Annotated in this window: 12 protein-coding genes; all 12 read left to right on the forward strand. The window is 35.5% G+C overall.

The window, feature by feature from the left end:
• Positions 1 to 2,048 (forward strand): collagen-like domain-containing protein (locus MM214_RS17780; protein ID WP_241297523.1); only part of this gene is annotated, 2,048 nt, incomplete at its 5' end.
• A gap of 348 nt (positions 2,049 to 2,396) precedes the next feature.
• A complete protein-coding gene (locus MM214_RS17785) occupies positions 2,397 to 3,077 on the forward strand; it encodes a hypothetical protein (RefSeq protein ID WP_241297524.1) in 681 nt (226 codons plus the stop codon).
• A 43-nt stretch (positions 3,078 to 3,120) separates the two neighbouring features.
• Positions 3,121 to 3,999: a hypothetical protein gene (locus tag MM214_RS17790; protein WP_241297525.1), complete on the forward strand. Its 879-nt coding sequence runs from the start codon at positions 3,121 to 3,123 to the stop codon at positions 3,997 to 3,999.
• Positions 3,996 to 4,883, forward strand: a complete 888-nt coding sequence (locus MM214_RS17795; RefSeq protein ID WP_241297526.1) for a hypothetical protein — start codon at positions 3,996 to 3,998, stop codon at positions 4,881 to 4,883. The genes MM214_RS17790 and MM214_RS17795 overlap by 4 nt, the downstream gene beginning before the upstream one ends.
• Positions 4,884 to 5,230: 347 nt before the next feature.
• Positions 5,231 to 7,015 carry a hypothetical protein gene (locus MM214_RS17800; RefSeq protein ID WP_241297527.1) on the forward strand — a complete coding sequence of 595 codons (1,785 nt, stop codon included), beginning with the start codon at positions 5,231 to 5,233 and terminating at the stop codon, positions 7,013 to 7,015.
• Entirely contained in the window at positions 7,008 to 7,850 is an 843-nt protein-coding gene (locus MM214_RS17805; RefSeq protein WP_241297528.1) for a hypothetical protein, read from the forward strand. The genes MM214_RS17800 and MM214_RS17805 overlap by 8 nt, the downstream gene beginning before the upstream one ends.
• Before the next feature lie 36 nt (positions 7,851 to 7,886).
• Positions 7,887 to 8,735, forward strand: coding sequence for a hypothetical protein (locus tag MM214_RS17810; RefSeq protein ID WP_241297529.1), 849 nt, complete (start codon positions 7,887 to 7,889; stop codon positions 8,733 to 8,735).
• 9 nt (positions 8,736 to 8,744) lie between these two features.
• Positions 8,745 to 9,614, forward strand: coding sequence for a hypothetical protein (locus tag MM214_RS17815; RefSeq protein WP_241297530.1), 870 nt, complete (start codon positions 8,745 to 8,747; stop codon positions 9,612 to 9,614).
• Positions 9,615 to 9,943: 329 nt separating this feature from the next.
• Positions 9,944 to 11,386 carry a tetratricopeptide repeat protein gene (locus tag MM214_RS17820; RefSeq protein ID WP_241297531.1) on the forward strand — a complete coding sequence of 481 codons (1,443 nt, stop codon included), beginning with the start codon at positions 9,944 to 9,946 and terminating at the stop codon, positions 11,384 to 11,386.
• Positions 11,387 to 11,787: 401 nt separating this feature from the next.
• Positions 11,788 to 12,204 (forward strand): helix-turn-helix transcriptional regulator, encoded by a 417-nt coding sequence (locus tag MM214_RS17825; protein WP_241297532.1) that lies wholly within the window; start codon positions 11,788 to 11,790, stop codon positions 12,202 to 12,204.
• 114 nt (positions 12,205 to 12,318) lie between these two features.
• A complete protein-coding gene (locus tag MM214_RS17830; protein WP_241297533.1) occupies positions 12,319 to 12,642 on the forward strand; it encodes a hypothetical protein in 324 nt (107 codons plus the stop codon).
• A 40-nt stretch (positions 12,643 to 12,682) separates the two neighbouring features.
• On the forward strand, positions 12,683 to 14,116 hold the full coding sequence (locus tag MM214_RS17835; protein ID WP_241297534.1) for a helix-turn-helix transcriptional regulator: 1,434 nt from the start codon (positions 12,683 to 12,685) through the stop codon (positions 14,114 to 14,116).
• Positions 14,117 to 14,388 lie beyond the last annotated feature (272 nt).

Raw genomic sequence — 14,388 nt, forward strand, 5'->3', positions numbered from 1 at the left:
CAGCCAGAGGAGAGAGAGGCGAAGATGGTGAAAAAGGTGAAGATGGTTTCACCCCAGTGATCAATTCAGAAGGAAACTGGGAGATTAACGGAGTTGATACAGGTTTACCAGCCAGAGGAGAGAGAGGTGAAGATGGTTTCACTCCTGTAATTAATTCAGAAGGAAACTGGGAGATTAACGGAGTTGATACAGGTTTACCAGCCCGAGGCGAGAGAGGCGAAGATGGCGTAGATGGATTCACTCCTGTAATTAATGCAGAAGGAAACTGGGAGATTAATGGAGTTGATACAGGTTTACCAGCCAGAGGCGAGAGAGGTGAAAATGGCGTAGATGGATTCACTCCTGTAATTAATGCAGAAGGAAATTGGGAGATTAATGGAGTTGATACAGGTTTACCAGCCCGAGGCGAGAGAGGTGAAGATGGTGAAAATGGCGTAGATGGATTCACTCCTGTAATTAATGCGGAAGGAAACTGGGAGATTAATGGAGTTGATACAGGTTTACCAGCTAGAGGCGAGAGAGGCGAAGATGGCGTAGATGGATTCACTCCTGTAATCAATGCGGAAGGAAATTGGGAGATTAATGGAGTTGATACTGGTTTACCAGCCAGAGGCGAGAGAGGTGAAGATGGTGAAAATGGCGTAGATGGATTCACTCCTGTAATCAATGCGGAAGGAAATTGGGAGATTAATGGAGTTGATACAGGTTTACCAGCCAGAGGTGAAAGAGGCGAAGATGGCGTAGATGGTTTCACTCCTGTAATTAATGCAGAAGGAAATTGGGAGATTAATGGAGTTGATACAGGTTTACCAGCCAGAGGCGAGAGAGGTGAAAATGGCGAAGATGGTTTCACTCCTGTAATTAATGCAGAAGGAAACTGGGAGATTAACGGAGTCGATACAGGTTTACCAGCCCGAGGCGAGAGAGGCGAAGATGGTTTCACTCCTGTAATTAATACAGAAGGAAACTGGGAGATTAACGGAGTTGATACAGGTTTACCAGCCAGAGGAGAGAGAGGTGAAGATGGTTTCACTCCTGTAATTAATACAGAAGGAAACTGGGAGATTAATGGAGTTGATACAGGTTTACCAGCCAGAGGCGAGAGAGGCGAAGATGGCGAAGATGGAGCTACACCTGTAATTAATGCGGAAGGAAACTGGGAGATTAACGGAGTTGATACAGGTTTACCAGCCAGAGGCGAGAGAGGCGAAGATGGCGAAGATGGAGCTACACCTGTAATTAATGCGGAAGGAAACTGGGAGATTAACGGAGTCGATACAGGTTTACCAGCTAGAGGCGAGAGAGGCGAAGATGGTGTTAATGGTCAAGATGGTCAAGGAGGCGTAACTCAATCAGGAATAGGGATATCAGTAGCAGGTGATGGTACAATTGCTAGTCCTTATATAATTACAAATACATCTTTGAATACAGATGAGCAAGAAATCACTGATTTCAGTTTGGATCCTATTACCAATATCCTGACACTGACTATAGAGAATGGAAATACCGTAACAGTTAACCTTTCACCATTAGTTACAGAAGTTGAAGCCGATAATGGTCTGTATATTACTGCTACAGGAGAAGTAAGATTAGGTACTAGCCCATTAATCGAACCAACAACCATCACTACAGATGTAAATAACACTTTAGCACTTGAAGGTTTGGTAGAATTAACTGATAGTGACCTTGACGATGTTGATGGTATTATGGTTGTAGAAGCTGACGGTACAATCAGAAGAGTAAATCAAGTGTATAGCACGGCAGAGCCTCAGAATACTTTGAAAAAGTGGATAGGTAGACAGACAGTTTATGAAATTGTAGGAACTACCACGTTTAGTGGAAGTTCAAATGTGGTGACCTTACCTACTGAAGTGCCAACAGGAGCTACCTTGCTTAGCGTAAGATTTATCAATCAAGCAACCAATTCAATTAGCACAAATATCATTAGCTATGATTCAAATACTAGGGAGTTGGTATTAGGTACTGCTGGTTCATTAACAGTATTACATCCAGCTGGTACTTACTACATCATAGTTGAGTATTATTAAATAGGGAAGCTGTCATAATTCAAAAGCTGCTGGTATTTCACCAGCAGCTTTTACTTATATCAAATTTGAATTAAATAACTTATGAAAGTTATTTAAAAATGAAGTTCCTGAGGAAGACTAATGGTTTTAGAGTTGTAATTTATTAAGGAGGAAATGAACAAGATTAATCTGATTGAGCAAAGTACTTTGAGAAAAAGAAATTTGAGGTTTCTTTTTCTTTTTAATCTATTTTTACTTTTTAGTTGTTCTGTGTACTCACAAACTGGAATTGGAACAATCACCCCTGACCCATCTGCAATTTTAGATTTGAATTCGCTAAATAAGGGGTTTAAGGGCCCAAATGTACCTTTGATTAATAGATTTGATCAATCGACAATTCCAAATCCGGCAACAGGTTTATTAGTTTTTAATACCCAAAATAGTGGAGTTTCACCTGATGAAGTGTATGCCAATTCGTATTACTACTGGAATGGAACAGAATGGTATCATATTCCAACTACACGGATTTTTGAAGATATAAGTGTTCCAGGTGTGTTCGTTTTAAACAGTAACGACACTCAAACAATTGGTAATATCAATAACGGTGAACATAGAGCTATATCATTCCCCAACCCCCAGATAATTAATGCAGGAAATATTGCCACTCTAACTAATAATGAGACAATCACTATACTTGAATCTGGGTTATATGAAGTGACAGCATTTGTACAATATAACCCATCTCAAACAGCTGATGAAAGAAGAGCTTTGCTCAATACATACATTGAAAAGAGAGATGGAGGTTCAGGCAATTGGCAGCTTATCGCTGGCGGCAGAACATCATGGGGAAGAAATACCACACATTATTTACAGACAGCTCAAATCCCTGTGACTGTGGTGAGGCTTAATGCTGGCGATCAAATTAGATTTACAATTGCAAATAAAATTACCTCTGGAACAAGGTCTAGTCATGGAAATCCTTCAGTAGTCTCTACCTCTGTCAATAACCCCGTTTCAAAGTCTTTGAGGCTCTATTTAATCGGATTTTAAAGCAAACAAGATGAAAGAGAGATATTTGTTAATTATATTCTTGATGCCTTTACTACTTGTCACAGCAAGTCTCAAAGCTCAAATTACCGGTATGGGAACAGTAGAGCCTCATAGCTCAACTGTTCTAGAAGTTAGCTCAGACAATCAAATGGGAGGAGTACTACTTCCTAGATTAGCTTTATCCAGTAGATTAGATGCTTCAACTATTCCAAATCCATCAATTGGACTTTTGGTATACAACTTGGTTGATGCAGGTTCAGGAGAAGACTTTATCGAAGCAAATAGGATTTATTTTTGGGATGGGACAAGATGGGTAGATATCGCTGACCGACAATTGACCAAAAGATTGCTTTTACCACCTGTTTTTTTTGCCCAATGTGAAGGTATTGAAACTGCTTTTGATATAACTGGAACTAATTTAACTAATCTAAACAATGGCACTGGTATAGTAGTGCCATTTCCGACAAATTCTGTCCTTGTGAATAATTTCAATAATTTAACACTCAACAACAATAATACTTTTAGGGTAAATAGTTCAGGTGTCTATGAACTTTCAGCTTTTATCAATTATAATCCAAGGGTGATAAATGGTTACAACGATGAATCTGGATCAACAAATTATAACAATGCAAGAACAGCTTTAGAATTTCGTGTGCAATTATCTAAAAACTCAGGATCGACATGGCAGACTATTGCAACCTCAAGAAGTACATGGAGCCTATTGACGGGTAGTTTTTTTAGAAATGTTGTTTTACCACCAGTTATTTTAAAGGATTTGGAACAAAATGATTTGTTGAGGATAGTCATTGCAAGACCAAATAATTATGGGGGTACTCATGGAAATTCAGGTTCAATAGTTTCTATCAATGTCGGTGAAGGTACATTTGTTACAAGGAATATAAGAATATTAAAAATTGAATGATGAAAAGTAGACTATTCTTGATAACCATTTCAATATTATATTTAGTAATTTCAAGTTCCTATGCTCAGACAGGTTTAGGTACGGTTAATCCCAATCCATCAGCGATTTTGGAAATGGATGTCTCATCTTTGGCAGTAGGTTCAAAAAAAGGGTTTTTACTTCCAAGAGTTGCTTTGACTGGAACTGATGATGTTATCACTATTCAGAGTCCTATTAATGGTCTTTTGATTTATAATACCTCAAATACTGTTGGAGCCTATGCTGTGCAAGCCAACAAAGTGTACACTTGGAATACTTCATCTCAACTTTGGGAAAGATATTTTGCTAGAGAAGAAATTTCTGGTTTTATTGAGACTAAAAATTACTCTATACAATCTACCACGGGGCAGCAATTTTCTCCGCTTAATACTTTCAATGCAGGTAATTTAGTAGATATAACTTGGCAGGCTAGTGAGGTTATTTTCTCTAACAGTGATATCATTTCTTTAGATTCTGATAATACCTCATTTACTGTTATGAAAACAGGTATTTATGATATTTCAGGTTTTTTTAACTGTCATCCTCAAAGACCTGAAACTAGTTCAACAAATACTCAAACATCAAATCAAACGGATGTTGTATTTGTACTTCAAAAGTTTACAGGCGGTTCTTGGGAAACAATAAATGCTACAATCTATGCATTGGGAAGAGGAGTTGGTAATACCTTTTCATCTATCCCTTACTCTTCAACTACTGTATCTTTTGCTGCGGGTGAAAAATTAAGATTTAGAGCTACAAGAAATACTGGATTAAATAGATTGGATCATGGAGCAAATGCGGGTATCGTTGCAAATACAGGGCAAATCACCAAGTCTCTTAGGATTAGTTTAATAATTGAAGACTGATTAAATGCTGAAATTAAATAGTAGAATGTTTGATCAATCACTGACAATGATTGGTTATTGTGTTTAGGTCAAATATGTTGAACTTGAAATCCTTTAAATTTAAATTAAAATCGGGTACTGGATTAGGGTAATATTTCTGTTTCTGAGTTGAATAAAATATCAATATTAAAATTAAACATTGAATTTTAAACCACTCCTATTGTTGAATTAATTTTGATATGAATAATGCTAAAAAAGTGGTTTTGAAATTACCATTCTAATCAATATCCTAGATTTATAACAGCAGGATCATTAATTGATATCTATTATATAACTCAATCTTTAAAACATCATTTAATTATATTTATATGAAATCAAAAATACTATTGGCAGTTGCTGCCTCCATGTTTTTTGCTTGGCAAGCGAATGCACAAACCAAAGTGGGTGATAATCCTACCAGTATAAATGGTAGTGCCATGCTAGAAATCGAATCAGCAAATCGAGGAATGCTTATACCAAGAGTGGCATTAAGCAGTACAACGGTGGCTGCTCCCGTCACTTCTCCTGCAAATGCCCTTACGGTCTTCAATACAGCAACAGTAAATGACGTTTCTCCAGGATATTATTATTGGAGTGCTTCTGCTAATAGATGGGTTAGGTTAATTGATCAATTACCTAACTCCTGGATGATTGAAGGAAATGAGGGTACCTCCTCGGTGTCCAATTTTGTGGGTACTACTGATAATCAAAGTCTTGCTTTGAGAAGCAATAATCAAATCAAAGCTATGGTAAGTAAAAGCCCCAACAATAACCTGATAGTATCAAGTGTGCCTAGTTATTATGAACAGTTTGCAAATAAAACTGATTTGCAGTATTTTGGTGGTTTTAATGCCGTCAATACAACCTTTGCAGTTTATACATTTTTAGATAATACGGGATCGTTTGGATGGAATGGAAATAGAGCGGGTGGTACACCTGAAAATCCCACTATTCCACCTGCCAATTCTTTGATGAGTTCGACGAATGGGAATATTTTCAATGGTACAAGCTTCGTTCCAGCTGCTAGGATGAGAATGCATATTGATGGCACACCCTCTGCAACGAGCTTACCTTCTAAAATTACTTTTTGGACGACAGCAGTAGGTACTACTAATATTGAGGAACGTTTGACTATTCTTAACAATGGGAATGTAGGGATGTCTATCAGTGCGCCTTCTGAGCGACTAGACGTTAATGGAAACGCTAGGGTTAGATCCATCTTCTCTAATGCTGGTAATCAAACTACGGATAGATTTGTAGTGGCTGATTCAGATGGAGTACTCAAAACCCTAAGCGCACCAAATTTCGTTAATCTCTACAATGCCAACGGAACCTTGACTTCCGATAGAACTGTCACCATGAACAACAATCAGCTAAGGTTTAATTCTGGTAATGGAACCAGTTCTAGATTTTTTTCTATTGATCAAACAAGTACAGATGCCACTTTAAGAAATATAACCTATGTTGCTGGAGGGAGATCAGACTTGATTTTGCAGTCTGGTGATGCCATTATTAGTATTTATCAAGATGCAAACGCAGCAAGTCAAATCGTCTCTGAGGGAACTTCTACAGGGATGTTGATTGGTACTACATCCCTGACTCCGGTAGGTTTTACAACAAACGACATCACACGACTGGAGATTTCTCCTACGGGTAGAGTTGGTATTGGGACAAATAATATGTTAGGAAATACCAATCCTGCCATCTTATTAGCCGTAAATGGCTCCATACTGACTACTAGCTCAGTGTATGCTGATTATGTATTCGAAGATTATTTTGAAGGAAATTCCTCTTTAAATAAGGACTATAGCTTCAAATCACTGGGGGAAATAGAGGAATTTATCAATCAAAATAGACATCTTCCAGGTATAGCGAAAATTGATGAACTGCAAAAAAATGAAAAAGGTGAGTACATTATCAACCAAACTGAACTCTCTATACAGCTTTTGGAGAAAATAGAAGAACTTTTTCTTTATTCCATCGAGCAAGAAAGAAAAATGAAAGCTTTGGATGCTGAGATGACAAAGAACAAAGCTGAGATGATCTCTTTGCAAGAGCGAATTGAAAAATTAGAAAGAATTTTATTGGATCAAAAGTATCATAATTATGATTAAGCTAATCAAAAAAACATTTTTGTTTGCTTTTCTTTTGCTGGCTTTTGGGATCGTTTCCTTTGCCCAAACGGGCATAGGAACTACCTCACCCAACCCGACTTCTGTCGTAGAATTAAATGCTTCAGACAGGGGCTTCAAAGGTCCCAGTATTGCACTGACAAGTAGGACGGATCAAGCCACTATCCCCAGTCCAGCCAATGGACTGGTAGTGTTTAATACCGCAAATGCCGGTAGTTCCCCAAATGAAGTTGTGGCTGGTCGGTACTATTTCTGGGATGGGACTGCATGGCAGGGATTACCAGGTAATCTAGTCATTGAAGAGCTGATTAGACCACGAATTTTTTATTTGAGGTCTTCAGCATCCCAAAATTCACCAAGTTCAAATTCCAATGAATTTCAAGTAACCTTTCAAACGAGTGATGTGGTATTGAATCAAAGCAATATTGCTACGCTTCAAAGTAATGGATCTATAAGGATTAATGTTTCAGGACTTTATGAGGTGTCGGCTTTTATTAATTATGACCCTAATGGTTCATCCTCAAATCGAGCACTTCAAAATTTAAAGATTCAAAAGGCTCCAAGTGCAACATCTAGCTCTTGGCAAGATATAGATAGTGTTAGAGGTGCTTGGGGCGCAGGAAGTGCAAGTGATTTAAAAACATTGATAATTCCTTTGACGGCAGTAAGGTTGGAAGCGGGAGAATTCATTCGTTTATTTACTCAGAATCCATTCACCACTGATAGTTCTGTGCAAGGTACAGGTGAAATAAGAGCTCCAGATAGTTCCCCGATTTCAAAATCTCTTAGGTTACAACTGATCGAATTTGCATTTTAATTCATCTCATTTTATTCATTCAAAATTTAAATTAAAATGGAAAAAAAAGGCTTAGTTCTAATTGTTAGTTTAATTTTTTTTGGAAATGTTTTTGGTCAGACTGGAATTGGCACTGTTACACCTCATCCTTCTACAGTTTTGGAAGTTAGTTCCGAATCTAGAAATGGAGGAGTTCTTTTCCCTCAAGTTAATCTAACGAGTGCAGTGGATGTATCTACTATTCCGAATCCTGTAGCTGGTTTGATGGTATATAATACTCAAAATGCAGGCGCTGGTTCTAATGCTGTGCAAGCCAATAATTATTATTATTGGGATGGGTCTCGTTGGCAGAAAGTTATTAATACTTTAGAAGTTAAGGATTTATTATTGCCTCAAGTATTCTTTGTGAAAGAGACGGCTGCCCAAACTTTTTCAGGGACTAATTTAAATACTTTGAATAATGGTCAGGATGTAGTGGTAACATACTCACAAGCTAATGTGATTGTTAATAACGGTAATCATGTAACGTTGAACAATAATCAGTTTCTTATTAATAGTACGGGAGATTATGAGGTTTCAGGTTATATTAATTATAATCCAAGAACAGGATCTAGTTCGCTCACCAATATAATTTTTAGAATTCAAGTATCGACCAATGGAGGTACTACTTGGCAAACAAGATTACAGTCTACGGGTGTGTTTGGTGAGCCAATGGGAAACTTTTCAAGAACTGTTATCAATTCACCAATGGTTTTGTCTTTGAATCAAGGGGACAGAATTCGATGTACAGTTTTAAAAACTACTGGAGCTGACCATGGGTCTGGTTCTGACAGTAATGTAGCAATCACGGTTCCTACAGGTTTGAATTTTAGTAAAGTCTTGAAGATTTCTAAATTAGGTCAATAATAAATTGTTATGAGGAAATTTAATTTAATTGCCAGTATCTTGATATTTTTCGGAACTTATTCGGAATTGATGTCGCAGACTGGGGTTTCTACTACAAGTCCCCATCCATCAGCTATTATGCATATGAATGTCAATTCATTGCCAGTTGGTCAGAAGCGTGGATTTCTATTTCCTAGAGTTTCATTATCTAGCATTACCCAAGGCAGTCCTATCGCTAGTCCAGTAACAGGTCTATGGGTTTACAATACGCAAAATACGACAGGAGTCAACGGAGTCACAGCCAATAGGTTGTATGTATGGAATGGAAGTAGTTGGGAGAAGTATGTTACCCTTCAAGAGCTTATTGCATACCTGTCACCCTTAGATTATTATTTAAGTGCTACTTCTACTTTTTTGCTATCAAGTACAAATCTCTCAAACTTCAATTCAATGTCCTCAGTTGTTCCCATACCATGGGCCACTGGTGATGTGTTAATTACCAATCCGGGTTATGTGGAGAGGTTAAATGACACTGAATTTGAGATCAAGACCACGGGCTATTACGATTTCACTGGTTTTATCAATCATAACCCTAAAATTAGTAGCACAAGTTCAAAGACAGGCGTTAGGTTGAATTTGCAGCGGTCTACTAATAGTGGAAGTACATGGACTAATATTGCAAGCACCATGTACACCATGGAAAGGCGTGCCACTAATACGCCACATAGTATAACAATTCCCTTTGATTTGACATTGCTACAGGCCGGAGATCGCATTAGAATGTCATTCACCAAAGCTGTTTCAGGAGATACAAATCATGGATCAAATGCAGGTATTGAACCTACTACCGCTAATAATACTCCTACTAGATCATTGAGAATTACCTATCTTACAGACTAGTCAAAAACTAAATTGGAAGTAGTGACTATTTTTGTACTTTATCACTTTTTACTAATCAATGATCATGTGGTTTACACTTTTATTAGTGTTTCGTAAAATTTATAGGTGATTGCCTTAATAATGTGCTATAGATAAGGAGTCATCAGGGTGTATTTAATGCCTGAATATTTAAAAACACAATTTTAGTTTGCTTATAAAATTTTATTTCAAGCAATCATTTTTTTATTTTTTTCTTACGAAAACAATTTTTCTTCTTGAAAGTTTGGAAAAGGTAATTAATTTGTCATCCAAACTCAGTTTATACAGACGATTTGTCTCGAATATCAAGAATGTTTTCAATAAAAAATATATCGATAATTATAATTTTTGGATTTTTAAATCTGCTCCATTTGGAATCTTTTGGGGAGTCTATTGATTCTGATGACATTCAAAATAAAATAAATAAATTTAAAAGAGAGGGGAAATATAATGAGGCCATTTTATTTATCCTGGATTTTTTGGAGAGTGATCAATCAAGAAGTTTTCAAACGGAATATTATTCAAAAATCGAGTTAGGAAATCTTTTATGGATCATCGGACAATTTGAAGAGTGCTTATATCTCCTAAACAGAATAGAGAATGACCTTCTCGATTTGGATGAACCATTACTTAAGGGTAGGCTAAACCAAGAATTTGCACAATTGTACAATCAGTTAGGCCTTTCAGAACTTGTTTTGCTCCATAATAAAAATGCAATTGATTATGTGGAACTTGAACCTGATAGTCCTACTAAGCAGATTAGAATAAATTATTACAATTTTACAAGATCCAAATTCTTTGAAAAATTAGGTATGTATGACTCTGCTTATTTTTATTCTTCAAAGGTGTTTGGGTTAAATGAAAATAATTATTACGAGTTAGGATATTTACTTACCCATTTTACGCTGTATAAACCAAATAGGGATTCAGCTGATTTTTTTTACAATAAAACGATTGAGAGGATATCTTTAGACAAAGATCCAGTAAATACTAGGTTTTGGTTGATGGTCGCTGCGGGGAGATATGATTTGGATAGAGGGAATTTTGAATCCGCAAAAAATCATGCAGAATTAGCAGAACAATTAGCCACAACTCTAGATAGATTTCCAATTTATGAAACGTCTTACAATTTATTTTTGGATTATTACAAGAGGGTTGGAGATGAGAAAGGAGTCTTTAATTATTTAGAAAAAATCAATGACCTTCGCTATAGGAAACTGAGTATTAATAGTTTTAAGTTGACTAACGAAACCGCAAGTAGGCTTAAGGTGTATTTAGCTAAAATACCAGTTGAGGATAACTCTATTTACCGATTTTGGATAATATTCATTTCTTTAGTCAGTGGAATGATGATCATTTATATTTTTATAGTAAAAAATAAAGGAAAACAAAAGCTTAGAAATTTAGAGGAAGATGTCAAGAATATAGCAGATGAGAAAAGTCAACTTGAAAGAAGGGTTGCTGATGGTCTCAATGACTTGCTTCTTTCTGCTCAAAATAATGATCCCTCATTTTTAGCAAAGTTTCAAGAGATATATGAAGAATTATGGGAAAAGTTGGAAGACATTGAGCCTAAGTTATCAATTGATGAATTGAAACTTTGTGCCATGCTTTACTTAAATTTCTCTTCAAAAGAGATATCATCTTATACTTTTGTCCAACATAAAACTATACAAATGAAAAAGTATAGGTTAAGAAAAAAACTGGGGGTAAATCCAAACACAGATTTGTATGATTGGGTCAAAAATTTATAAAAAAATTTGACGATTGATTCTAAAGGGGAAGATCAATCACTTGTAGCTGTTTGAATTTTTCATTAATATGATTTTACCCTAATACTTCATCACTTTTTGGTGTGCAATTTAGTTTTTGAATAAATTATGTTTTAGTTTGTATTAATTTAGGCCTTAATTGCATCAATTTTCTACTGGGTATTGATTTTAAAATTGCGTTTTTTTTCATTTTTCAATGTAGTACGCATGTAGTTCGCAAATGTGCCTAAAATCAACGTATGACGTCTTTTTATTTTTTTTATCAGCGTGTAGTACTTTTGTAGAACCCTTAAATTTCCGCCTAAGGTGCTTTTTTGACTTACTTTACAGCACGTTAAATGTGACGTTTTAAAGTATTAGGGAACACACTTAAAAAAAATATTATGGGACAGGTCTACAACACAAATCAACAGCAAGGAGTCAAAGTGCAAATGGGAATTGGGATAGAAGCAGAGGATACCTTAGCTCTCCGAAGATCATTATTACAAGAATCACTAGCAGACACAGCATGGATAGATGAGTTTAGGAATGGAGGGATAAATGACCTTTTTATAGTTGAATTTGAAAAGCGTTATCCAAGGTTTGTTGCGCATATCGAATTGGTCTTAAAAGACATCAATATGATGGATTTGAAAGCTTGTTGTTTGATGAGGTTAGATTTTTCTACCAAGGATATTGCTGTTTTTACTAAAAGTAGTATTCGAGCTGTTGAGTCAAGAAAGTATCGGATCAGGAAAAGACTAGGTATAACATCTAATGTTGATTTAAATATGTTTTTAATCAGAATGGTTAAAGAATAAGGGTAGGGGTACTCCTCTTAATTACATATTATAACATGATTTTATGACTTACTTATATAAGTAGTTAATATAGCGTGTATTATCATTAGGTTTAAGTTTTTGAATGACGACATTATGAATAAGATAAATTATTTGATTTTAGATAAAGACAAATCAAGAGTGAAAAAAATAAAGCATGCGCTTTCAAGTAAAAGATTTAATTGTTTGGGAGTAAATGCTTCTGGGTTGAGATTAGAGAATAAATTGGAAGAGCTCAATGGAGAACCTGATGTGTTTTTTATTGGCGATATAAAAAACTTTAATGCTATAGTTCGAGTAATTGAAGAAAACTTTTCTAATAAGGGCATAGTTAGAGTTTACGATCAATATGAACCCAATATGATCATGGATGGAATTGGATTAAGGAGAAACCATTTTAGTTATATATTGATTAGTTGATTTGGTGTTTTTTGATTTATAGAGAAGGCGACTAGTATTGATGCAGAAGTATTTTAATGTTATCATTTTTGCCGTTTTGCAAATATTTTCATGTGCAAATAAGTCTAGTGCTTTTACAGAGCGTCAAGCTTTTATGCTTGAATCTTTGGAAGAGTTCAAAAGAACAGGTAATTATGAGAGGGGATTGAAATGGATGGAGACTTTTATAGAATTTGCTCCATCCAATAACTTATCCAAAAATGACGTGATTTTTGGGAAAATTGAAATCGTCAATCTGCTTAGGATTATCGAAAATTATGAGGTGTCGACACAACTGATCCATGAAGTCGAAAATGAATTAAGGAATACGGACCAATTATTTCTTAAGTCCCGATTATATCAAAGTGCCGCAAGACTGTATAATCAATTGGGATTGATTGATTTAGCAATTCTTAGTAATCTACGGGCAATAGAGTATGCAATTCAAGACACAAATAGCCAAATAAAATCCAATCAGCTTGGTCAATTGTATAGTTCTCAAGCAATATATCATGCCAAACAGAATGATTTGACTAAAGCCATTTTATATTGCTATAAGGCATCAGCTTACGGAGAACCCACAAAAGAACTTCCTGTTTACTTGGAATATTATCAAAATACCCAAGGAAGTAAAGATTCGGTTGCTTTCTACTATAATAAGCTAGAAACTCAACTACAAGTGCAGAATCAACCCATTAGTACAAAATTTTGGCTAACACTGGCTGCTGGTAAATATCATTTGAGAGAGGGAAATAGAGATAAAGCTTTTATTTTCTTAAAGGATGCATATGTCATTTCAGAAAATCTCAATAGAGTGTATTTGAAAGTAGAAATACTCAATCTTTTAGCTTTATACTACAAGGAAATTCAAGATCAAAATCAAGAGCTTAAAGTGCTTTCTGATTTGATCAAACTGAAAAACAATCATTTCATTGGGAAATCCAATTTTATGATGATCGACCAATATGAGGAAGCTGTCATCGATAATAATGCTACTAAAAGTCAGGTCTATGTTGTGCTATTGATCGTATTCGTGATTTTTGCTTCAGCCCTCATCTATATGCGATTAAGAAAGGTCAAAAAGCGTGTTCATAAGATCAATTCAGAAGTCCGGATATTAGAAGAAGAGAAAGAAAATTTAGAAAGAAAAGTTCTTGATTCATTCAATGATGTATTAGAAGCAGCAAAGATCAATGACCCAGCTTTTTTAGCAAAGTTTAAAGAAGTCCATTCAGAATTTTGGAAAGCGCTTGAATCTCTAGATGCAGATCTAACTCAGGAAGAATATAAGCTCTGTGCATTTTTATACCTCAACTTCACCACAAAGGATATTGCAAACTTCACATTTGTTCAAAGCAAAACTGTGCAGATGAAGAAATATCGGCTTAGGAAAAAACTTGATATTGAAACTAATGCAGATTTGACTGCTTGGTTGAAAAATTTGAAGGACAATTGATGAATTTTAAATTTTTCATACTGATTATACGCTTTTTTGATAATGACTTCAATTCCTTGGTATACAGGTTGTTAATGGTCAATATCCATAAGTATCCAATATCAATTTATATCGGAAGTTAGGTAAATCGGGATTTTGTAATGTTATTGGCAAAGTTCCGTATATCCATATTTTTCATACACTATTATTGATCTACAAATCCTATTCGCTTATACTTCAAGTAAATAACGAAGGAGACTGATTAATTGAAGAAAGCTATATTTTTTCTTCGT

The sequence above is a fragment of the Belliella kenyensis genome (assembly GCF_022549675.1).
Lineage (GTDB): Bacteria > Bacteroidota > Bacteroidia > Cytophagales > Cyclobacteriaceae > Belliella > Belliella kenyensis.

Bases quoted from the DNA above. Each gene is read 5' to 3' on its own strand.
- MM214_RS17790 (WP_241297525.1), top strand. From the start codon at position 3,121: ATGCCTTTACTACTTGTCACAGCAAGTCTCAAAGCTCAAATTACCGGT.
- MM214_RS17810 (WP_241297529.1), top strand. From the start codon at position 7,887: ATGGAAAAAAAAGGCTTAGTTCTAATTGTTAGTTTAATTTTTTTTGGA.
- MM214_RS17795 (WP_241297526.1), top strand. From the start codon at position 3,996: ATGATGAAAAGTAGACTATTCTTGATAACCATTTCAATATTATATTTA.
- MM214_RS17815 (WP_241297530.1), top strand. From the start codon at position 8,745: ATGAGGAAATTTAATTTAATTGCCAGTATCTTGATATTTTTCGGAACT.
- MM214_RS17800 (WP_241297527.1), top strand. From the start codon at position 5,231: ATGAAATCAAAAATACTATTGGCAGTTGCTGCCTCCATGTTTTTTGCT.
- MM214_RS17825 (WP_241297532.1), top strand. From the start codon at position 11,788: ATGGGACAGGTCTACAACACAAATCAACAGCAAGGAGTCAAAGTGCAA.
- MM214_RS17835 (WP_241297534.1), top strand. From the start codon at position 12,683: ATGCAGAAGTATTTTAATGTTATCATTTTTGCCGTTTTGCAAATATTT.
- MM214_RS17805 (WP_241297528.1), top strand. From the start codon at position 7,008: ATGATTAAGCTAATCAAAAAAACATTTTTGTTTGCTTTTCTTTTGCTG.
- MM214_RS17820 (WP_241297531.1), top strand. From the start codon at position 9,944: ATGTTTTCAATAAAAAATATATCGATAATTATAATTTTTGGATTTTTA.
- MM214_RS17830 (WP_241297533.1), top strand. From the start codon at position 12,319: ATGAATAAGATAAATTATTTGATTTTAGATAAAGACAAATCAAGAGTG.